Source organism: Streptomyces sp. NPDC087420 (assembly GCF_044744165.1).
Lineage (GTDB): Bacteria > Actinomycetota > Actinomycetes > Streptomycetales > Streptomycetaceae > Streptomyces.
On the sequence record NZ_JBIUXU010000022.1, the window covers coordinates 1 to 20,074 of the forward strand.

At 72.2% G+C, this 20,074-nt stretch carries 17 protein-coding genes; 6 read left to right on the forward strand and 11 right to left on the reverse strand.

Translation table 11 applies throughout. The annotated features are described in order from the left end of the window. Nucleotides 1-240: 240 nt before the first annotated feature. Nucleotides 241-1,224: an LPXTG cell wall anchor domain-containing protein gene (locus ACIO1C_RS33805; protein WP_401871090.1), complete on the reverse strand. Its 984-nt coding sequence runs from the start codon at nucleotides 1,222-1,224 to the stop codon at nucleotides 241-243. A gap of 241 nt (nucleotides 1,225-1,465) precedes the next feature. After that, nucleotides 1,466-2,281 carry a DUF899 family protein gene (locus ACIO1C_RS33810; RefSeq protein ID WP_401871093.1) on the reverse strand — a complete coding sequence of 272 codons (816 nt, stop codon included), beginning with the start codon at nucleotides 2,279-2,281 and terminating at the stop codon, nucleotides 1,466-1,468. A gap of 153 nt (nucleotides 2,282-2,434) precedes the next feature. Here ACIO1C_RS33810 and ACIO1C_RS33815 point away from each other — a divergent pair, with 153 nt between their 5' ends. Further along, complete coding sequence (locus ACIO1C_RS33815) at nucleotides 2,435-2,875, forward strand: glutaredoxin domain-containing protein (RefSeq protein ID WP_401871095.1); 441 nt, start codon at nucleotides 2,435-2,437, stop codon at nucleotides 2,873-2,875. Nucleotides 2,876-3,044: 169 nt separating this feature from the next. Here ACIO1C_RS33815 and ACIO1C_RS33820 read toward each other — a convergent pair whose 3' ends face one another. Then, nucleotides 3,045-3,455, reverse strand: coding sequence for a CPCC family cysteine-rich protein (locus ACIO1C_RS33820; protein WP_401871098.1), 411 nt, complete (start codon nucleotides 3,453-3,455; stop codon nucleotides 3,045-3,047). Between the two features lie 29 nt (nucleotides 3,456-3,484). Here ACIO1C_RS33820 and ACIO1C_RS33825 point away from each other — a divergent pair, with 29 nt between their 5' ends. Both ACIO1C_RS33825 and ACIO1C_RS33830 read left to right on the forward strand, forming a co-directional pair. Beyond that, on the forward strand, nucleotides 3,485-4,150 hold the full coding sequence (locus ACIO1C_RS33825; RefSeq protein WP_401871100.1) for a histone deacetylase: 666 nt from the start codon (nucleotides 3,485-3,487) through the stop codon (nucleotides 4,148-4,150). Nucleotides 4,151-4,495: 345 nt separating this feature from the next. Continuing rightward, nucleotides 4,496-5,314, forward strand: coding sequence for an alpha/beta fold hydrolase (locus tag ACIO1C_RS33830; RefSeq protein ID WP_401871102.1), 819 nt, complete (start codon nucleotides 4,496-4,498; stop codon nucleotides 5,312-5,314). 85 nt (nucleotides 5,315-5,399) lie between these two features. Here the strand turns inward: ACIO1C_RS33830 and ACIO1C_RS33835 are convergent, their stop codons facing one another. From ACIO1C_RS33835 to ACIO1C_RS33845, 3 genes are all read right to left on the reverse strand, one after another. After that, nucleotides 5,400-7,400, reverse strand: a complete 2,001-nt coding sequence (locus ACIO1C_RS33835) for a YncE family protein (RefSeq protein ID WP_401871105.1) — start codon at nucleotides 7,398-7,400, stop codon at nucleotides 5,400-5,402. A 159-nt stretch (nucleotides 7,401-7,559) separates the two neighbouring features. After that, complete coding sequence (locus tag ACIO1C_RS33840; protein ID WP_401871108.1) at nucleotides 7,560-9,389, reverse strand: MOSC domain-containing protein; 1,830 nt, start codon at nucleotides 9,387-9,389, stop codon at nucleotides 7,560-7,562. Nucleotides 9,390-9,462: 73 nt separating this feature from the next. Next, nucleotides 9,463-9,858, reverse strand: a complete 396-nt coding sequence (locus ACIO1C_RS33845; protein ID WP_401871110.1) for a CBS domain-containing protein — start codon at nucleotides 9,856-9,858, stop codon at nucleotides 9,463-9,465. Between the two features lie 322 nt (nucleotides 9,859-10,180). Here ACIO1C_RS33845 and ACIO1C_RS33850 point away from each other — a divergent pair, with 322 nt between their 5' ends. Continuing rightward, on the forward strand, nucleotides 10,181-12,301 hold the full coding sequence (locus tag ACIO1C_RS33850) for a restriction endonuclease (protein ID WP_401871113.1): 2,121 nt from the start codon (nucleotides 10,181-10,183) through the stop codon (nucleotides 12,299-12,301). A gap of 74 nt (nucleotides 12,302-12,375) precedes the next feature. Here ACIO1C_RS33850 and ACIO1C_RS33855 read toward each other — a convergent pair whose 3' ends face one another. Continuing rightward, complete coding sequence (locus tag ACIO1C_RS33855; RefSeq protein ID WP_401871115.1) at nucleotides 12,376-13,782, reverse strand: NAD(P)/FAD-dependent oxidoreductase; 1,407 nt, start codon at nucleotides 13,780-13,782, stop codon at nucleotides 12,376-12,378. A 68-nt stretch (nucleotides 13,783-13,850) separates the two neighbouring features. Between ACIO1C_RS33855 and ACIO1C_RS33860 the strand changes: the two genes are divergently transcribed. Then, nucleotides 13,851-14,744, forward strand: a complete 894-nt coding sequence (locus ACIO1C_RS33860; protein ID WP_401871118.1) for an aminoglycoside phosphotransferase family protein — start codon at nucleotides 13,851-13,853, stop codon at nucleotides 14,742-14,744. Nucleotides 14,745-14,797: 53 nt separating this feature from the next. Beyond that, nucleotides 14,798-15,274: a GNAT family N-acetyltransferase gene (locus ACIO1C_RS33865; protein WP_401871121.1), complete on the forward strand. Its 477-nt coding sequence runs from the start codon at nucleotides 14,798-14,800 to the stop codon at nucleotides 15,272-15,274. A 4-nt stretch (nucleotides 15,275-15,278) separates the two neighbouring features. Here the strand turns inward: ACIO1C_RS33865 and ACIO1C_RS33870 are convergent, their stop codons facing one another. From ACIO1C_RS33870 to ACIO1C_RS33885, 4 genes are all read right to left on the reverse strand, one after another. Then, on the reverse strand, nucleotides 15,279-15,860 hold the full coding sequence (locus tag ACIO1C_RS33870) for a Uma2 family endonuclease (protein WP_401871124.1): 582 nt from the start codon (nucleotides 15,858-15,860) through the stop codon (nucleotides 15,279-15,281). Nucleotides 15,861-15,938: 78 nt separating this feature from the next. After that, nucleotides 15,939-17,585: an MFS transporter gene (locus tag ACIO1C_RS33875; protein WP_401871126.1), complete on the reverse strand. Its 1,647-nt coding sequence runs from the start codon at nucleotides 17,583-17,585 to the stop codon at nucleotides 15,939-15,941. Nucleotides 17,586-17,732: 147 nt separating this feature from the next. After that, a complete protein-coding gene (locus ACIO1C_RS33880; RefSeq protein ID WP_401871129.1) occupies nucleotides 17,733-18,731 on the reverse strand; it encodes a zinc-binding dehydrogenase in 999 nt (332 codons plus the stop codon). 49 nt (nucleotides 18,732-18,780) lie between these two features. Further along, nucleotides 18,781-20,037, reverse strand: coding sequence for a phytoene desaturase family protein (locus ACIO1C_RS33885; RefSeq protein WP_401871132.1), 1,257 nt, complete (start codon nucleotides 20,035-20,037; stop codon nucleotides 18,781-18,783). Between the last annotated feature and the right edge of the window lie 37 nt (nucleotides 20,038-20,074).

Here is a 20,074-nt window from a genome sequence, read left to right on the forward strand (position 1 = left end):
CCCCACCGCGGGGGCGGGCGGGGGGGTTGGCCACCCCGTGCCGGGGGCGGGGGGGGGGGGCTCCGCGCCCCCGCCCGCGGGCGGTTCGGTCTGCCTCACCCCCCCCGGGGGGGGGGGGGCGGCGGCCCCCCCCCACCCCTCGTCACGGCGAAGTGTCACGCGTGAGTGTTACGTATGTGCTCCCGTGACGCTGCCGTCAGCGGGCCGTCAGCGGGCCGTCAGCGGGCCGTCAGCGGGCCGTCAGTGGGCGCGGGCCGCTCCGCGACGCCGCATGAAGAACAGGACGCCGCCGCCGACGGCGACCAGGGCCGCCGCACCCGTGGCGGTCGCCACGACGTTGCCGCTGCCGGTCTCGGCGAGCCCGCCCTGGGCGCTGCTGGACGTCGAGACCACCGGCGACGCCGACTCGGACGCGGAGGCCGAGGTGGACGCGTTCGGCGACGCCGACTCGGTCTCCGTGGGCGAGACCGCCCCGGGCGCCGTGGTCGACGGCGTCGCGTCCGGGGTTGTCGTCCCGGACGGAGTCTTCGTGGGAGTCGGGGTCGTGTCCGGGACCGTCCCGGGCGGAGTCTTCGTGGGGGTCGGGTTGGGCGTCGGGACGGTCTGCGTGGTGCAGTCCTTCGTACCGCCGTTCCAGGACGCGATCAGCTTGTCCTTGATGACGGGACGGTCCGGGCCGATCGGCAGCTCGCCGTGCTCGAAGCCGTCGTTCGCGTCCGTCTTCCCGTCGAACTTGACACTGCCGCGGTAGAGGTCGACCTGCGCGAAGCAGCCGACGTCCGGGACAGCGATGTCGAGGGTGTCGGTCGCGCCCTGCTTCACGTTCAGGGTGTCGAAGTCGTGGAAGACCTGCTTGCCGGAGGTCGGCCACGTCGGCCCGAACGTACGGTACGAGGCGAGCGAGGCGGTGCAGGACTCCGCGTCGCCGGCGGCGCGGACCTTCACGTGCACCTTGCCGTCCTCGGACGGCTTGAGGTTGAGGTCGTCGACCTGGACGGAGGCCTTCCAGGCCACGCCGTCGAGGGAGAACTCACAACGGTCCGTCGCGGTCTTCACACCGGCGCCCGTCCCCGGCTTGTAGTCCGAGGGCTGACCCTTGTCCCAGCCATTGCCGCCCGGGCAGTCGCCCGCGTACGCGGACGTGGCGGCCACGGCGGACAGGGCGACGGCCGCTGCGCTGACCCCCAGCAGACGCCACACGGTGACATGACTCGCTTTGGGCATGAAGAATCCAATCCTGGCTTCACAAAGCCCGGCGCGGGCACGCGGAAAGGCAGCGCCTCTCAGAAGGGCACAGCCTCTCGGAAGCGCACACTGGTGCCGCGCAGGGCTGGATGGTCGAGGGCGCTCGGGGGAACAACGGTCCCCGGAGCGACATCAGGCATCGTGGGTCCTGCGGTGCGGGCGTGTCAACTCCCGTCACACCGCGCACAATCCACTGGTCAGTGGAGAGTCCCCGGGCGGGTCAGTGGCAGTGGCCGTGCCGGCCGAGGGTTTCCACGGGAGTGGCGCCGGGCCGGGTCCACTGGGGTACGGGGCGGCTCGTCGGACCCCAGGTGGCGACGCCGTCGGCGTCCGAGCGCCAGTACCAGCAGGCCTGGTGGTCCACGGCCGGGTGCCCCTCGTGGACGTCACCGAGCACGGGCCGCCCGTCGGGGTGGTCCTCCCATGCCTCGCCGCGCCCGTAGGGCGTCATGTCGAGCAGGCTGAGGGACCCGTTGACCGGCTCGTTGCCCCGGCCCGTCGTGGAGTAGGTGAGGAACACGCGGTCGCCGTCGCGCAGGAAGGCGGTGAGGTATCCCATCTCCCCGCCGACCGGCTCGTCCACGTCACGTACCGAGTACCAGGGCCCGGTGTAGCCCATGAACGCGGCGAAGGAGGCCACCTCGTCCCAACGCCCCGTCGTCAGCACGGCGAACGAGACGCCGCGCGCGTTGAGGTAGACGGCGTCCTTCACGTGCCAGGCCGTGGTGGTGCAGCCCTCGCACTGCCCCTGGTGGGGTGTGTCGTCGTACCACATGTGCTTGTAGACGACGAGTTCGTCGCGGCCCTGGAAGAGGTCGAGGAACGGCACGGGCCCGTCCGGCCCGACGACCTCCACCGACCCGTCGAACTCCACCATCGGCAGCCGCCGCCGGGCCGCGGCGATCGCGTCGCCCTCATGGGTGTGCGCCTTCTCGCGGACCAGCAGCTCGTCACGCGCCGCCTGCCAGGTGGCCAGGTCGACGACGGGCGGCTTGCCGGGAAGGTCGCCGCTCGGGTCGCGGGGGTGGGCGGTCATGGGATCCTCCGGGGTGGCGTGTCTGTCCGGGTGTTGTACGTCACGGCGTCACGGCGTCGTACAACTCTCGCCGGAACAGACTGGCCATCCGGCCGGAACTCATCGCCACCGGCGCGCCCGCGAACGCGCGGCGAGTCGGTAGCCTTCGTCGTCATGATGCGCGCGTGGATGCTGCCGATGCTGCTGGTGCTCTGCGGATCGGCCGTCGCGGCCGGAACGGCCCTCCGGGGAAGCCCCTGGGGAGCCGCGGCGGTCCTCCTGGTGTTCGTGGCGCTCGCGGGTGTGCACTCGCCCCTGGTGTTTCCGAGGTCGATCGGCGCGCTGGAGGCCCAGCGCCGCAGCGCGGCCGACGGCCGGCCGGTGGTCTTCTGGCGGTCGGGCTGCACGTACTGCCTGCGCCTGCGCGTCCGGTTGGGCCGTCACGCCCGCCGGGCGCACTGGGTCGACATCTGGCGCGACCCGGAGGGGGCGGCGGTGGTGAGGGCGGCCAACGAGGGCAACGAGACCGTACCGACGGTGGTGGTGGCGGGCCGGTCCCGTACCAACCCGGATGTGGCGTGGGTACGGGAACAGCTTTCCGCCGCCTCGGGGTGAGGGGGAGCGGGCGACGCGTATCGGCGTAACGCCGTATCCGCGTATCGCCGTATCCGCGTATCGCCGTATCGCCGTATCGCCGTATCGCCGTATCGCCGTATCGCCGTATCGCCGTATCGCCGTATCGCCGTATCGCCGTATCGGCGTATCGGCGGGGAGTCCGCGCCGGTCAGTGTGCTCCCGGCCGGAGGTCGCGGCGCCAGAAGGTCGGTAACCACCAGCACAGCACCGAGCGGTCCTCGGGCCAGGGCGTACGTCCCTCCGCCTCCACGTTCTCCAGGCCCTCCCAATCCTCGAAGGAGTCCCGCGACGGGTCGATGGGACGCCAGGCCGGGTCGAGCGTCTCGTCCGCCGTCGGGGGACGTACGTACCGCTTGCCATGTTCGTCGCAGGCGCCGAAGTCCTGGAAGTTCCGCTGAGCCTCCGTCAGCGATATGCGATTGGCGCCGCCCGCCATCGTGGGCCAGCGGAACTGGACGCCGTCGTCCTCCCAGAAGCAGATGGGACAGATCTCGTGGGAACCGGGCATCTCGTCGAGGACGCGATGGCCGCAGCATGGGCAGGGGTATGGGTTTCTCACCCGCGCATTCTCAACCCGGTCGGAGCCCCATGGAGCGCCTTCGCGTCATCGAGGAGACAGGCGGTGGTCACGCGTCCCCGCGTCAGGTCTGGTACCTGTCGTACGGCTCCAACGTGGACCTCGGCCGGCTCGCGTACTACATCGCCGGCGGCCGCCCGCCCGGCGCGGCCAGGATGTACCGGGGCTGCCGGGACCCACGGCCGCCGGAACGGTCCGTGCCGGTGGAGGTCACGGGCGCGGTGTACTTCGCCACCGAGTCGCCCGTGTGGGGCGGGGGACGGGCGTTCTACGATCCTGACGCGCCGGGGCGCGTGCTGGGCAGGGCCCACCTGGTCACGGCCGGGCAGTTCTCGGACATCGCCGCGCAGGAGATGTACGGGGAGCCGGGCACCGATCTCGACCTGGCCGGGGTGGTGAGCGGCGGCGGGCGGGTGGTGCGGGGTGAGGGGCGTTACGAGACGCTGGTGTGTCCTGGCGCGCTCGACGGAACGCCGGTGGTGACGTTCACGGCGCCCTGGGGTGCCGGGGACATCGAGCCGAACGCCCCCTCCGCCGCGTACATCGCCTTCCTGGCGAAGGGGTTGCTCGCCACGGGTGCGTGGGATGTGGACACGGTCGTGGCGTACGTGGCGGCGTGTTCCGGTGTGTCCGGGCGGTGGACGGAGCGGGAGCTCAGGGGCTTGGTCGACGGGTAGCGACGGGTAGCGGCCGGTAGCGGTGCTCGGCGCCGTTCGCGGCCGCTCGGTGTCGGAGCCGTCCGGCACCGGCTGGACGCACTCGCCGAGCAGCTCGACGCGGCCGGCCGCGCCGGCGACGTCGAACGGGCCAGGGCCGTCCAGGCCGAACGCACCGCCCCGCTCGCAGGCGCCCACCTGCGTGTTTCCCCGCACACCGGCCGCTACTCCCGGTACCGGCCGGGCCGGGGCGGCCCCGCCCGCTGGCGTGTGTGACCTGTGTCACGTACGGATGGTACGTAGGGGAGTTACGCCTCCCAGGCAGAGCCTCGAAACTCCGCGAGACCGGAAAAACGGGAGACGGACATGTCCGACGACACACATCAACAGAACCACCCCGAGTTCTTCGGCGCCCTCGCCGCCGACAGCCACGGCAGCCCCGACCAGGCCCCCGACCACCGTCCACCCCTCGTCCTCCTCCACGGCCTCGGATACGACCGGCGCCAGTGGGACCCGACCCTCCGCGCGCTCGCGGTCACCGACCCCGGCCGGCGGGTGCTCTCCTTCGACCTGCCGGGCCACGGCGACTCACCCCGCCGCGCCTCCTACCGCTCCGACGAGATCGCCGCCGTCGTGCACGAGGCGGTCACCGACGCCGGCCTCGACGCGCCCGTCGTCGTGGGGCACTCGCTCGGCGGCGTGCTCGCGACGGTCTACGCCGCGAAGTACCCGGCCCGGGGCGCCGTCAACGTCGACCAGCCACTCCTGCCCGGCACCTTCGCGGAGGTGCTGCGCCGCGCCGAACCGGTGCTCAGGAGCCCGGCGTACGGCGAGGTCTGGGACTCCATGATCGCGAGCATGCACGTCGAGTTGCTGCCCCCGGCCGCCCAGGAGCTCGCCCGGTCGGCCACCCCCGCGCAGGACCTGCTGCTCGGGTACTGGAACGAACTCATGGACACCCCGCCGAAGGACCTCGACGAGGGCGTCACGCGCGGTCTCGGCGCCATCCGCGCGGCGGGCATCCCATACCATTATGTGAGCGGGGAGCCGCCGGCCCCGGCGTACCGCCACTGGCTGGAGTCGGTTCTTCCCGACGTCTCCGTCACCGTCCTGGCGGGCAGCGGCCACTTCCCCCACCTGTCCCGGCCCGCCGAACTCGCGGCGATCCTGGCCGCCTTCCGTTGAGAACGTGGACGAAAGTGTCCCGGACCTCGTTCGTTCCGAGACCCGGGACACCGTCATTCACGCGTGCGAAGCGCCTGGACAGCGCCTACTTGGTGAAGTACAGGTACTGCCACGCCCCGTACGTCGTCGAGTTCACACTGTCCCCCGACGTGCCGTTGATGTACGACGACCGCACCCGGGCGCGGATCCCCGCCCCGCCCTTGCCGGGGCCGCCCAGCTTCACCGCCGACTTCCCGTTGCCGCCCAGCGCGAAGTACTCCGGGTCGCCCGTCGAGTACCACGTGCCCCCGGAGTAGACCTGGAGCTCGAACCGCTGGTGGCGGCCCTGGTAGTAGCTCATCGTCGTGGTCAGGAGCGGGTCGCTGGTCTCGCGGAACCAGTAGTACTTCGTGGAGCCGATCTTGCCCGTCTTGTAGTGCTTGGAGACGGCCGTGGAGATCTTGACCTTGGCGTACCCGGTCGACTTGACCGACTTTGACGCCGAGCGCGCGTCGCCCGCGAAGACGGCCGTGACGGCGGTGTCGCGCGTCATGTCCACCGTGACCGACAGGTTGCCCTTGGAGTTGACCTTGCCGGTCTTGACCAGCCGCTTCGGCTTGTCCGCGCCGAACGGGTCGGCGTAGATCTCGACCGTACGGCTCTTGTACGTCTTGCCGAGGTGCGCGGTGAAGGAGACGTCCGCGCCGTACGAGTAGAGCTTGCCGTTGTTGTTCAGGGTGAGGCTCGTCGCGGTACGCGAGACCTCCACGGTGTCGGAGGCCGAGACCTTCGCGTGCGTCGCGTCTCCCGCGTACGCCACCGTGTACTTCACCTTGCCGCCGGCCGGCGGGGTGTCCGCGAAGGCGAAGGAACCGTTCGCCGTCGTCTTCACACCGGGCAGCACCTTGCCCTTGGCCGAGTCGATGTCCGTGCGCGTCACGGTCAGGGCCGTACCCGCGGGCAGGGCCTTCGCCGAGGTCAGCTTGCCGGTGACGGTGAGCTTCTTGGCGCGGGTCGCCTTGGCGGGGGCGGCGACGGTGAGTTTGGGCAGGTACTTGGTGGGGTCGGTGTACGACCGCAGTGTGTAGACGCCGTTGCTGTTCTCCGAGACGGCGAAGACGCGGCTGCCGTCGGGGGCCCAGGCCAGCGCCCCGTCGACCTGCGTGTCGCCGCCGCTGTCGTTGCCCGTGTTGCCGTACTCGTACTCACGGATCGCGGTGGTGGAGCCCTGCTCGTAGAGGTGCAGGTCAGGGCCGTACCAGGAGCTTGTGCCCGACGCGACGGCGCCCTTCGGGCCGATCGCGACCGAACTGCCGTAGTCATTGGACGGGTAGCGGCGCAGCTCATGCAGATCGGTGGTGGAGTAGGCCGGGTTGTAGTACGGAGAGCCGGAGGCCGTGACGACCTCCGTGCCGTCGGGCGAGATGTCCAGGTCGCGGAGGTTGCCGCCCCCGTTGGCGGGGTCGCCGTTGGCGACCCGCAGCACCGCGCTGCCGGACGCCACGTCGTACAGCGCGACCGTCATCTGCCCGCGCTCGCCCAGGGCCAGCAGGCCGGGCGCGGCCGGGTCGGAGCCGAGGAGCGGCGGCTGGTAGAAGGACAGGCCGCCGTCCTGGTCGAGCGCCACGACCGGCTCGGCCCCGGACAGGTCGAGCGAGCCGAGGTTGCCGTAGGCGTCCTCCCCGTAACCGAACCAGAGCTTGCCGCCGGCGACGGCGAGGCTCCGCGGCTTCTTGGCGTCGCCGAGGGTGTACTCGGCGGCCTTCGTGTACGTGGCCGTGTCCACCGACACGATCCGGTTCGAGGCCGCGACAGCCGCGTACACCTGACCCGAGTCGGCCGAGAGGGCCAGGCCCTCGACGCCCGGCAGACCCGTGACGGTCTTCTGGACCGTGCCCGCGTAGTCGGTGACGACGAGCTTGCCGCCGGTCGGGTCGGAGACGTAGACGCGCTGGTGGAGCCCGTCGACCAGGACGTCGCCCGCGGACTTCAGGGAGAGGGTCCTGGTGGAGTCGGCGGCGGCAGGGGCCGCCGTGGCCGCGACGAGCGCGGCCGAGCTGAAGAGGACCGCGAGCGAGGTCGCGGCCGCGAGGGTGCGCGTGCGCACAGTGGTGATTACCCCCCAGGTAATGACCGCATCTAGTCACCCGCGGATCGCGGGGAGCGGTTGGCGCCAGCCTAGGGCACGGGTCTGACAGGAGGGCAGTGGGTTTCCCTTGAACGCCCGTGTGACCACCTGTGCAACCACCTGTGCGACCACCCCTGATCACAGATCCAGCACGATGCCGTCCCTCGGACGCGAGCAGCAGATCAGTACGTCGCCCTCGGCCGGCGGCTCGACCGGATTCGGGTCGTACGCGACGCCCCCGGACAGCAGGGCACTCTCGCAGTTGTGGCAGACGCCGGTACGGCACGACCAGCGGGTGGGTACGTCACACGCCTCGGCCAGTTCGAGCAGGCTCGCGTACCGGGGGTCCCACGGCACGGTGAGACCGCTGCGGCTGAACGACACGTCAGGACCGGGGGACGCGGGAGGTTCGGCGGGCGGGTGCGGGGCGTGTTGTACGGACGGCTTCACCCCGGGGTTCAGCGCGGCTCCCGCGCCGAACGTCTCGACGTGGATCCGGTCGGGCGCCATCCCGTACCGGGTGAGACCGGCGGTGAGGTCGTCCATGAACCCCACCGGGCCGCAGAGGTACGCGTCGGCGTCGGTCGGCAGTCCGAAGCCGCGGAGCGTCTCGGCGGAGAGGTGGCCGGGCGTGGTGTAGTCGACCCCCTGGCGGTCGTCGTCGGCCGGGCGGCTGTAGCAGATGTACGAGTGGCTCGCGGGGAGCCGGTCCAGCAGCTCGCGGCTCTCGGCGGCGAAGGCGTGTTCGGCGCGCTCGCGGGCGCCGTGGAGCCACCAGACCTCGCGGGGCGTGCCCGTACCCGTCGATTGATCCCTGCCCGTGTCCGCCAGCGCGTGCAGCATCGCGAGAACCGGTGTGGCGCCGACCCCGGCGGACGCCAGCACCACGGGACGTTCGCTGTCGGTCAGGAAGAACGTGCCGCGCGGCGCGGCCACGTCCAGCGTGTCGCCCACCCGTACCGTCGTGTGGATGAGCGTGCTGGCGGCGCCGTGCGGTTCCTGTTTCACACTGATGCGGTACCGGCCGTCTCCGGGGTCGTTGGAGAGCGAATAGCTGCGGATCAGCGGAGACCCGGCGCCGTTCGCGCGCCCGGGGTCCTCCGGACGCAGCCGCAGCGTGACGGACTGGCCGGGCAGCCACGCCGGCAGCCGGGAGCCGTCGGTGGCCGACAGGGTCAGGGAGAACACACTGTGGCTCTCCTCCCTGATGTCGTCGACCCGCAGCGGCCGGAAGCCCGCCCACGCGGGCGGCGGGCTGCTCGCGGCCGTGGTCAGCCCCGTGTTGCCGGACGATCCCGCCGGGGCGCCGCTGGCCTGTTCCTTGTCCGACTGCTCCTTGAGGCTGCGCAGCGAGGCCTGCCAGCCGGGACTGAGTGAGGAGATGCGCAGCGCCCGGTCGAGGTCGTCCCTCGGGTGCCCCGGCAGGTAGAGCAGGGAGTCGATGTCCGCGACCGTCATCCCCTCCGGCCCGTCGGCGACCTTCACGATCTCCTGCCCCGCCTCCATCTCGCCCTCGACCACCACGCGCATGTAGAAGCCCGGCCGCCGGTGCGAGACGAGCAGGGCCGCCATCTGCGGTTCCTCCATCCGCAGGCCCACCCGGTAACAGGTCACGCGCGGCTGGCTGACCTCGAACACCGCGTCGCCGATCCGATACCGGTCACCGATGCACACCTCGTCGTCCGGCAGCCCGTCGACGGTGAGGTTCTCGCCGAACTGCCCGGTCTCGATCCGGGCGCGGGCCAGGTGCTTCTCCCAGTGGCGGTACGAGTCCGTCTGGTACACGAGCACCGCGCGATGCTCGCCACCGTGCCCCTCCAGGTCGCCCTGGCCGTCGCCGTCGATGTTCAGGCGGCGTGCCATGCGGGGGCCGTCGACGGGGTACTTCCAGACGCCGGTGTGCACGGTACGGCCGTGCCACGGGACGTCCTGGGGCATGCCGACGTTCATGGAAGTCAGCGTCGCCACGTCTCTCGCCTCGCTCCCGCTTGCTCGGTGACTGCCCTGTTCGACTGTCGTGCGTCGACTGTCTTGCGCTCGCTCAGTGATTGGCCTCGGTGCGGCTGAGGGCGATCAGCACCTCCTGGGCGTGCGGCGTGTCCGCGATGTCCCCCAGTGTGAGCACACCCACCAGCCGCCGTTCCTCCACGACGGGGATACGGCGGATCGAGTGCGCGCTCATGAGGTCCGCCGCCTGGCAGACCGACATGTCGGGGGTCACCGTCACCAGGTCTCCCGAGCAGGCTTCGAGCGCCGTGGCGACGCCCGCGAGAGTCCCCTCGGCGGTGATCCGTACGGCGATGTCACGGTCCGTGACGAGCCCGTGCAGTTCGTCGCCCGAGGTGACGAAGACGCAGCCGACATCGGAGTCCCGCATGCAGGAGGCCACGGCGGTGAGCGACATGTACGGCGGGACGGTGACGGGTTCGCGGCTCATCCGATCGCGTACGAGGTGGGCCGCGACTGCTCGATTGTGGTGCATCGAGGGCTCCGCTCGGACTCGACGGACGTCGGCGCTGTCCTGTCCGGGATGGGACAGCCGTCCTTTCCAGCATGGGACAGCCGCCGCGGATCCGCATCCGCGCCCCCTACCCCCCTCTCCGCGCGTCCGGTCTCCGCGCATCCGGCCAGGGGAAATTTCGCGAGCGCGGGTCTTGGAGCCGTCAGGTCCGGGAGACTGGTGGTTTCTGGGTGTGTTTTCTGGGTGTTTGTGGGCGGGGTCCGGGGACGGGCGGCCCCGTGGGGAGGGGTGTGACCGTATGAGTCGTCGTTCCAGTGGACTGATCGGGGTCTGGGCCGAGGCGCAGCGGCAGCAACAGCGGCAGCGGGAGGCGCAGGAGCGGGCGGCGTTCCGGCAGCAGCGGGACACGGAGCGGCAACAGCGGTCGTACGCACGCGAGGTGGCGCGGTACGGCCGGGAGCAGCAGGCGGAGTACCGGCGGCAGCGGGAGGCCGAGGCGCGGCGCCGTACGGAGGAACTCGACGCGTGTGTAGCGGTGTTGGAGGGTCTGCTGGCGTCAGGATGCCGGGCTCCCGCCTTCCGTACGTCCGCGCTGACCCGGGTGGAGGAGATCGAGCCGTTCGCGCCGGGGCAGTTGGCGTATCCGGTGCCGGTGCCGGATCCGGCGCGGTACCAGCCGCAGGCCGGCGGCTGGACGGCCGGGCGGCGCGCGGCGGCGCAGCAGGAGGCGCAGGCCAGGTACGCCCACGATCTGCACGCGGCGCAGCAGGCGGAGGGGCGGCGGCTGGAGCAACTGACCGCGTACCGGCGGCAGTACGACGCGTGGGCGCGGTCGCGGCTGGCGGAGGTGCGGGGGCACAACGCGGGGGTCGCGGCGACGGTGGAGGCGTTGCGGGCCGGGGATCCCGAGACGGTGGTGGAGTACTTCTCGGCGGCGCTCTACGCGTCCACGGGCTGGCCGGAGGACTTCCCGCGCCAGGTGTCGGCCGCTTTCGACCGCGGGGCGGGGCAGTTGGTGCTCGACTGGGAGCTGCCGGGGTACGCGGTGGTGCCGGAGGTGAAGGCGGTGCGGTTCGCGCCGAGCCTGGACCAGGACAAGGAGTCGGCCAGGCCGGTGACGCAGCGACGGGCGCTGTACCGGGCGGTGTTGGCGCAGTGTGTGCTGCTGGTGCTGCGCGATCTGTTCGCGGCGGACGAGTTCCGTACGGTGCGTTCGGTCGCGCTGAACGGGTTCGTGGACGACTTCGATCCGGCGACGGGGCGGCGGGCCCAGGTGTGTCTGGCGTCGGTGCTGGCCGAGCGGGACGCGTTCGACGGCTTGAACCTGGAGCTGGTCAGCGCGGTGGACTGTCTGACGGAGGGGCTGCGGGGGCAGTTGTCGGCGCGGCCCGACCAGCGGACGGCGGTACGGCCGGCGCGGCGGCCGGACGAGGTGGGCTCGGGGGTGGTGTCGCACGGGGGCGGTGAGGAGCCGGACCTGCTCGCGATGGATCCGGTGGAGTTCGAGAGCCTGGTCGCGGAGTTGTTCCGGGCGCGGGGGATGCGGGCGGTCATGACGCAGCGCTCGAACGACGGCGGGGTGGACGTGGACGCCCTGGACCCGGACCCGATCAGCGGCGGAAAGATCATCGTGCAGGTGAAGCGGTATCGCGGGACGGTGTCGCCGAGCGCGGTACGTGACCTGTACGGCACGGTGCAGGGCGCCGGGGCGAACAAGGGCGTGCTGGTGACGACATCGGGCTTCGGGCCGGGCTCGTACACCTTCGCCAACGGCAAGCCGCTGACGCTGATCTCGGGCACGGAGCTGGTGGACCTGCTCCACCAGCACGGTCTGCGGGGGAGGTTGGGGGACGGCGGCGCCGCGCCGATGTCCGCCACGACGTCACCCCCGAACGGAACCACTCCCAACACTCCCAACACTCCCGCCGACCAGGACGACTTCAACACGCTGGGCATGACGTGGGCGGGGACGGTGGCCCTGGACGTGTGCGCCCTGGTGTGCCGGGGGAGCCGCGTCCTGAGCGACGACCACTTCGTCTTCTTCAACAACGAGCGGACACCGGACGGCGCGGTACGGATGGTCCCCGCGGCGGCGGCCGACCGGGCCGCGATACGGGTGGCGTTCGACGCCCTCCCGACGGCCGCGGACCGGCTGGTGATGGTCGCGGCGGTCGACCCGGTGGTGAACCCGGAGGCGGACCTGTCGGGCTTCACCGAGGCGGGCATCCGCCTACGGGACCGCGCGGGCACGGAGTTGGACCGCCTGGACGTCTCGGACGGCCGCCCCGGGGAGACGGCACTGGTCCTGGGCTCGTTCCGCCGGCGCGCGGGCGGCGACTGGGACTTCGTACCGGGCGGAAAGGGCTACCGGAGCGGACTGGGCGGCCTGGTGGGGGACTTCGGGATCGACACGGAGTAGCGGGGGCGTACGTCCGGTGGCGGCGCGGCGGCCTCCGCCGCCGGACGGCCCCTCAGCGCCCCCCAGCCGCCCCCTCACCGCCCCGACAACCGGTCCGCGACCCGGGCGATCGGGTCCGTGGTGCTGCTGCGGGCCGTCGACTCGCGGCGGTCCGCCGTGCGGTAGGCCGCGTACATGCCGTGGACTCCCAGCCACCGGAACGGCTCCGGTTCCCACGCGCGGACCTTGTGGTTCACCCACGGGAGCGTGGTCAGTTCGGTCGCGCCCGACTGGCCGGAGTCCCGCTGGACCAGGTCCCGCAGGGTGCGCGCGGCGAGGTTGGCGGTCGCGACGCCCGAGCCGACGTACCCGCCCGCCCAGCCCAGGCCCGTGGTGCGGTCCAGGGTGACGGTCGCGCACCAGTCGCGCGGCACGCCGAGGACGCCCGACCACGCGTGGTCGATGTGGACGCCGGCGGTGGTCGGGAAGAAGCGGACCAGGATCTCGCGCAGCGCCTCGACGGTTGCGGGCCGCGTGCGGCCGTCGTTGTCGGTCCTGGATCCGTAGCGGTACGGGTGCCCCCGCCCCCCGAGGGCGATCCGGCCGTCCGCCGTGCGCTGCGCGTACATGTACGCGTGCGCCATGTCGCCCAGGGTCTCGCGCCCCTCCCAGCCGATGGTGTCCCAGACCTCGTCGGACAGCGGCTCGGTGGCGATCATGGAGGAGTTCATGGGGAGCCAGGTGCGGCGGGAGCCCTTGAGCGCGGCGGTGAAGCCCTCGGTGCAGCGCAGGATGTACGGGGCGCGGACCGTGCCGTACGGCGTGACCGCGTGTTTCGGCCGGATCTCCGTGACCGGTGTCGACTCGTGGATCGTGACGCCCAGCGCCTCGACGGCCGCCGCGAGCCCCGTGACCAGCTTGACGGGGTGCAGCCGGGCGCCGTGCGGGGTCCAGGTGGAGCCGACGGCTCCGGTGACGCGGATACGTTCCGCCGTCTCGCGCGCCCCGCGCAGGACACGGTCGGTCTCGCCGAACGCGATCTCCACGGAGTGGAACGCCTGGAGACGGGCCAGCTGGGCGGGCGTGTGGGCGACTTCGAGGACCCCGCCCCGGTGGATGTCCGCGTCGATCTTCTCCTCGGCGGCGGCGCGGACGACCTCGTCCACGGTGTCGTTCATCGCCCGCTGGAGCCGTACGGCCTGGTCGTGGCCGTGCAGGCGCGCGTAGCGGTCGCGGCCCGCGATGCCGTTGTAGAGCCAGCCGCCATTGCGCCCGGAGGCGCCGTACCCGCAGAACTTCGCCTCCAGGACGGTGATGTTGAGGAAGGGGGCGGCCTTCTTGAGGTAGTACGCCGTCCAGAGCCCGGTGTAGCCGCCGCCCACGACGCAGACGTCGGCGGTAGCGTCGCCCGGCAGGGGCTCGCGGGGGGCCGGGACGCCGTTCTCGGCGTACCAGAAGGAGATACCGCCGTTCACGGTCGGGCTGCGCTTCGTCGTGCTCATGGGGCTGTTCATACGCCTGAGCCGTCGCCCTTGTCCATGCTTGTCCCCGCTCACCTAGAGTTCTCCCCGTGATCGACATCCCGGAGGAGCTGGCACGTACCCAGTCGAAGGCCAACGGGGAAGCGGGCCGCGCGTTTGTCGCGGGGCTGCCGGACCTGGCGGCGGAGTTCGTGGAGCGGTGGGAGCTGCGGCTCACCGGCCCCGCGATGTACGGCATGTGCGCGCTGGTGCTGCCGGTGGAGCAGGCGGACGGTACGGCCGCCGTGCTCAAGCTCCAGCTGCTGGACGACGAGTCCGTGGGCGAGCCGGTGGCGCTGCGGCTGTGGGAGGGCGCCGGGGCGGTACGGCTGCTGCGCCACGACCCCGTGACCGGCGCGCTGCTCCTGGAGGCACTGGACTCCGCGCGGGACCTGTCGGGGGTGGAGTCGCGGGAGGCGGTACGGGTCATCGCCGAGCTGCTCGCGCGGCTGACGGCGGTCCCGGCGCCGCCGGGGGTACGGAGCCTCGGTGACGTGGCCGCGCGGATGCTGGACGACGTACCGGCCCTGTCGGCGCGGCTGCCGGACGCGGCGGAGCGGGCCCTGCTGCGGGACTGCGCGGCGGCGGTGCGCGAGGTGGCGGGGGAGCCGGGGGACCGGCTGCTGCACTGGGACCTGCACTACGAGAACGTACTGGCGACCCGTCCCGGCGACCCCCGCGGCCCGTGGCTGGCGATCGACCCCAAGCCGCTGTCCGGCGACCCGGGCTTCGACCTGATGCCCGCGCTCGACAACCGCTTCGACGCGGCGGAGACGCTGTGGCGCTTCGACCTGATGACGGAGATCCTGGACCTGGACCGGCAGCGGGCCCGGGCCTGGACGCTGGGCCGGGCGCTCCAGAACAGCCTGTGGGACGTCGCGGACGGGGAGCGGGCCCTGCACCCGGACCAGGTGTCGGTGGCGCGCGCCCTGCTGGGCCGCTGACGCGGGCGGGGCCGAGTGCCACCCGCCCACCCCCCACCAGGCAAGCTGTCCCCATGATTCGTACCGCCACAGCCGCCGACGTCCCGGTGATCCACACGATGGTCCGCGAGCTCGCCCTCTACGAGAAGGCCCCTGACGAGGCCCGCGCCACCGAGGCCCAGCTCCACGAGGCCCTCTTCGGCGAGCACCCCGCCGCGTTCGCCCACATCGCGGAGACCCCGGACGGCGAACCGGCCGGCTTCGCGCTGTGGTTCCTCAACTTCTCCACGTGGCGCGGCGTCCACGGCATCCACCTGGAAGACCTGTACGTACGCCCCACCCACCGGGGCGCCGGCCACGGCAAGGCACTCCTGACCGAACTGGCCCGCCTCTGCGTGGCCCGCGGCTACGAACGCCTCGAATGGTCGGTCCTGGACTGGAACACGCCTGCCGTGGAGTTCTACCGATCACTCGGAGCGGTGTCGATGGCCGGGTGGACCATGAACCGGCTGACGGACGACGCGCTGGTCAGGCTGGGTGGGCCGGAGTAGGCCCTCAGGCGCGGCGGGGTGGGACGAGCTTCCCCAGGTCGAGGGTGACCTCGAAGGGCACCGGACGGTGGAGCGAGTCCCTGAAGATTCCCACGGGTACGTAGGTGGCGGTCGGCTCGTCGAGTTCGTAGACGTGGACCACCGGAGATCCGTCCTCGTCCTCGAGGCGCCAGTAATGCGGAATGCCGGCCTGCGCGTACTTGAGGAGTTTCACCGTGCGGTCCCGGTGGGCGGACTCGGGGGAGACGACTTCGACAACGAGTCGGACATCCTCTGGAGCGTACGAGGTGCGGTTCGCGTCGTACGGGAGGGTGGTCACCAGCAGGTCCGGCTCGGGACGGTTGCGGGCGTCGAGGCGGATCGTCATTTCCCGCTCGATCTCAACACCGCCGGTGGCCTGGTCCGTGAGCGCCACTGTGAGCGCGGTGACAACGCGGCCGTGCCAAGACCGCTGCGGGGACATCATGAAAACGAGTGCTCCGTCGATCAGCTCGGTGTGGCGGGGGGCCTCGGGGAGGCGGTCCAGGTCCTCCGCGAACCAGCCTTCCGCGCGCGGCGGGCGCATCCAGTCGGGCAGTGCGGTCATGGGACAAGCTTAGCGATTTCGCCGGTCGGGAGGAGGCCATCGTTCGGGTAGTCCTCCTAGGAGGTGACCGGCCCGCTCCTAGATCGCTGCCGCCGAGGCGTCCGCAGAGCCGTTGGATGCCTGGGAGCGGGGGGACTTGGCGTTGATCAGGACGGCGCCGATGATCGCCGCCGCCAGGAGGATGATCGCCGCCCAGGCGATGGCCACCGTGAAGCCGTGGACCGTGCCCGTGTCCACGATGTGCGATCTCTCCGCCGGGGTCAGGCCGCCCTTGCGGGCCGCCGCGGCGAGATGGGCCGTCAGGTACGTCGTCGTGCTGGTCGCCGCGATCGTGTTCAGCAGGGACGTACCGATGGAACCACCCACCTGCTGCGCCGTGTTGACCGTCGCCGACGTGACACCGGAGTCCCTCTGGGCGACCCCGGACGTGGCCGTCGAGATGACGGGCAGGAACGTCAGCCCCAGGCCGAAGCCCAGCAGGATCGTGCCCGGCAGGATGTGCGCCGGGTAGCTGGAGTGGGTGTCGATGAAGGTCAGCGAGTACATCCCGCCGGCGCTCAGCAGCAGCCCGGGGACCAGGAGCAGGCGCGGTGGCACCAGGGGGAGCAGCCGGGCGGAGATCTGGGTCGAGCCGATGATGATGCCCGCGGACAGCGGCAGGAAGGCCAGGCCGGCCTTGATCGGCGAGTAGCCGAGGATGTTCTGGAGGAAGAACGTCAGGAACAGGAACGCGCCGAACAGCCCGATCGTCGTCAGCGCCATCACGAGGACCGAGCCGCCGCGGTTGCGCTCCTTGACGATGTGCAGCGGCAGCAGCGGCTCCGGGGACCTGGTCTGCCACCACGTGAACGCGGCGAGGAGCACCACGCCGACGCTCAGGACCGTGAGGACCTCCGTGGACGTCCACCCGTCCGACTCGGCCTGGCTGAACCCGTACACGATCGCCACGAGCCCACCGCAGCCGAGGATGACCCCGGGGATGTCCAGATGCGCGTCCCTGGTGCCCGCGCGGTCCTTGAGCAGCGAGAACGCGCCGATGACGGCGAGGAGCGCGATGGGGACGTTCACGTACAGGCACCAGCGCCAGCTCAGCCACTCGGTGAGGATCCCGCCGAGCAGCAGCCCGATCGCGGAGCCGGCGCCCGCGATGGCGCTGAAGACGCCGAAGGCCTGGGCGCGTTCCTTGCCCGCGGGGAAGGTCGTGGTGAGCAGGGAGAGCGCGGACGGCGCCAGGAGGGCGGCGAAGATGCCCTGGAGCGCCCGGGAGAGGAAGAGCATCTCCTGCCCGGTGGACGCGCCACCGATCGCGGAGGAGGCGGCGAAGCCGATGAGCCCGATGATGAACGTGCGCTTACGGCCGACGAGGTCGGCGATCCGGCCGCCCAGGAGCAGGAGACCACCGAAGGCCAGGGTGTACGCGGTGATCACCCACTGGCGGTTCCCGTTGCTGATGTGCAGGGCGCGCTGGGCGGAGGGGAGCGCGATGTTCACGATCGTCGCGTCGAGCACCACCATGAGCTGCGCGGTCGCGATGACGGCCAGGGCCCACCAGCGGTGCGGATCGGCTTCGTCCGCGGGGGGCCCGGAGGGGTCGGCGGGGCCGGAGGCATCGGCGCCGGTCTGCGCGTCGGAGGCGTCGGCGTCGGCCTCCGCGTCGCCCGGTCGGCCGCCCGGTCGGCCGCTCGGAGAGTCGCTCGGGGGGCCGGGGGTCGACGGATCGCTCATCGAGATCTTCCTTCGCAGTGGACCTCTGCTGCCATGGCTCAGCTCAGAACACCACGAAATGGGCTATTTCGCTCCTTGGTGAAGAGGGGTGTACGTACCGGCGCCGGACCCCTGTACCGGCGCCGGTACGAGCTTCGCGGACGCGCCCTACGGCTCCAGTACGACCTTCCCCATCGTCGCCCTGGTCTCCAGCGCCCGGTGCGCCGCCGCAGCCTCGGCGAGCGGGAAGCGCTGTACGGCGGGGCGCAGCCGGGCAGCCGCCGCCTCCGCCAGGGAGCGCTCCTCCAGGACCCGTACGTCTCCGCCCGCCCTGCTCAGCATCACCGGGCCGAGGACGGACTCGGAGGTGATGGACCGGGCGGCCAGCTCCTCGTCCGTGAAGGTCAGCGGGGAACCGTCGTGAAGGCCCTCGCCCGACCAGCCGAAGACCACGTGCCGGCCGCCCTTGGCGAGGAGGTCGACGGCGGCGAGGGCGGTGGCGCCGCCCACGGAGTCGAAGACGACGGTGGCGCCGCGTTCGCCCAGACGGCCGCGTACCCGGTCGGGCCAGTCGGGGCGGGTGTAGTCCACGGCGAGGTCGGCGCCGTTCTCCGTCACGGCCGCGACCTTCGCGGGGCCGCCCGCGAGGCCGACGACGGTGGCGCCGAGGTTCTTCGCGTACTGGACGAGGAGCGTGCCGATGCCACCGGCCGCCGCCGTCACCACGACGATGTCGCCGGGGCCCAGGTCGGCGAACTGGACGATGCCCATCGTCGTGCGGCCCGTCCCGATCATCGCGACCGCCTGCGCCGCGTCGAGGTTCGACGGGATCTCGTGCAGCCGGGCGGCGTCCGTGACGGCCAGTTCGGCGTAGCCGCCGGGGACCATGCCGAGGTGGACGACAACCCGCCTGCCGAGCCAGGCGGGGTCGACGCCCGCGCCGAGCGACTCGACCGTACCCGCGACCTCGCGGCCGGGGATCGTGGGCAGCTCGGCGGGGGCGGGGAAGGGGCCCGGCATGCCCTGGCGCAGGGCCGTGTCCAGCAGGTGCACCCCGGCCGCGGCGACGGCGATACGGACCTGGCCGGGGCCGGGGACGGGATCGTCGGTCCTCTCGTACGTGAGGTTCTCGGCCGGGCCGAAGGCGTGGAGGCGGACGGCGTGCATGGTGGGCTCCCTGGGGCCGGGGGTGGTCTGGTACGGCCAGCCTCCGACGTCAAGCGCGCTTGAGGTCAAGGGCGGTGGGGGTGCGGGGGACCCCTTGCGGCTTCTGGGGCCCCTGAGGCCCCTGAGACCTCTGCGGCGCCCGCCCACCTCCGCCGTGCCCTACGGACAGCTGCTCGACCGCCAGAGAGGCCGCCGTGATCCCGCTGGCGAACGACACCTCCGAGAGCACGCCCGGCGCCGCCACCTGATCCCCCGCCAGATAGACACCGTCACCCCGGTCGACGCGCGGCCGGTCCCGCCACGTCGTGCCCGGCAGGTCCACGGCGCCCGTACGCCCGGTCGCGAGCGAGTCGCGGCGCCAGGCGACCCGCTCGCGCCAGCCCGGGAACCCCAGGTCGAGCAGGTGCTCGGCGCGCGCCGTCCCCTCGCCCTTGGACGCGCCGGGCCCGACCGGGAACTGCCCCTGGATCAGCTGCTCACCGGCCGGCGCCAGGGACGGATCCTGGGCCGTGAACCGTTCGAGCCAGGCGGGGGCGTCCAGTCCGGACACGATGTACGGGTCGCCCCGGCGCGTACGCAGCGCCAGGTCCAGCAGGACCGTACGGCCGCCGGTCCAGCGCAGACTCTCGTCACCGAGCAGGCGGCGGGCGGCGTCCATGGAGGTGGCGACGATGACGGGACCGTTCTCGGGAAGGACCTCGACCCGGGTGGCCGTCTCGATCCGTACCCCCAGGTTCCAGGCGCGCGCGGCCATCCGGTCGACGACCTGGCCCCAGCCGCCGACGGGGAAGCGGGCCTCCGGCGGAACGGCGGTGGCCCGGCGCAGCCGCTCCTGGACGAACGCGGCGGAGAGCGCCCCGGGATCGTGGTGGAAGAGGGCGACGGCGACGTAGTGCGCGGCGGCGCGGGCCGCCTCCGGTCCCGCGACGGAGGTCGCCCAGGTCAGGAAGTCGACGTCCACCGGAGCCCGTGCCGTCCTACGGAGGGCGAGCGTGAACAGGCCGGGGGGCGGAGTCCTGCGCAGGACTCCGCCCCGGTGGAAGAAGAACCGGGAGCCCTCGCGCAGGGGCGGCAGACCGGCGGCCGGGCCGAGCAGGCCGCGCTGTTCCAGCCAGGCCCGGTGCGGCCCGCGCCGGTACAGCGCGTGCGGCCCGTCGTTGGTGAGGTAGGGGCCCTCGGCGGTACGGGCGCGTCCGCCGAGGGTGTGGTGGGCCTCGTGGAGGGTCACGCGGGCACCTGATTCGGCGGCGGTGATGGCGGCGGTCAGTCCGGCGAAACCGCCTCCGACGACAGTGATGCGATCCATGGCTGCTGCTCCCCGTTCTCGGTCCTGCTCGGTCCTG

What these genes read in the sequence shown, in the direction of transcription:
- ACIO1C_RS33850 (WP_401871113.1), top strand. Translation starts at nt 10,181, where the DNA reads ATGAGTCGTCGTTCCAGTGGACTGATCGGGGTCTGGGCCGAGGCGCAG.
- ACIO1C_RS33830 (WP_401871102.1), top strand. Translation starts at nt 4,496, where the DNA reads ATGTCCGACGACACACATCAACAGAACCACCCCGAGTTCTTCGGCGCC.
- ACIO1C_RS33855 (WP_401871115.1), bottom strand. Translation starts at nt 13,782, where the DNA reads ATGAGCACGACGAAGCGCAGCCCGACCGTGAACGGCGGTATCTCCTTC.
- ACIO1C_RS33870 (WP_401871124.1), bottom strand. Translation starts at nt 15,860, where the DNA reads ATGACCGCACTGCCCGACTGGATGCGCCCGCCGCGCGCGGAAGGCTGG.
- ACIO1C_RS33810 (WP_401871093.1), bottom strand. Translation starts at nt 2,281, where the DNA reads ATGACCGCCCACCCCCGCGACCCGAGCGGCGACCTTCCCGGCAAGCCG.
- ACIO1C_RS33845 (WP_401871110.1), bottom strand. Translation starts at nt 9,858, where the DNA reads ATGAGCCGCGAACCCGTCACCGTCCCGCCGTACATGTCGCTCACCGCC.
- ACIO1C_RS33805 (WP_401871090.1), bottom strand. Translation starts at nt 1,224, where the DNA reads ATGCCCAAAGCGAGTCATGTCACCGTGTGGCGTCTGCTGGGGGTCAGC.
- ACIO1C_RS33885 (WP_401871132.1), bottom strand. Translation starts at nt 20,037, where the DNA reads ATGGATCGCATCACTGTCGTCGGAGGCGGTTTCGCCGGACTGACCGCC.
- ACIO1C_RS33865 (WP_401871121.1), top strand. Translation starts at nt 14,798, where the DNA reads ATGATTCGTACCGCCACAGCCGCCGACGTCCCGGTGATCCACACGATG.
- ACIO1C_RS33875 (WP_401871126.1), bottom strand. Translation starts at nt 17,585, where the DNA reads ATGAGCGATCCGTCGACCCCCGGCCCCCCGAGCGACTCTCCGAGCGGC.
- ACIO1C_RS33815 (WP_401871095.1), top strand. Translation starts at nt 2,435, where the DNA reads ATGATGCGCGCGTGGATGCTGCCGATGCTGCTGGTGCTCTGCGGATCG.
- ACIO1C_RS33880 (WP_401871129.1), bottom strand. Translation starts at nt 18,731, where the DNA reads ATGCACGCCGTCCGCCTCCACGCCTTCGGCCCGGCCGAGAACCTCACG.
- ACIO1C_RS33825 (WP_401871100.1), top strand. Translation starts at nt 3,485, where the DNA reads ATGGAGCGCCTTCGCGTCATCGAGGAGACAGGCGGTGGTCACGCGTCC.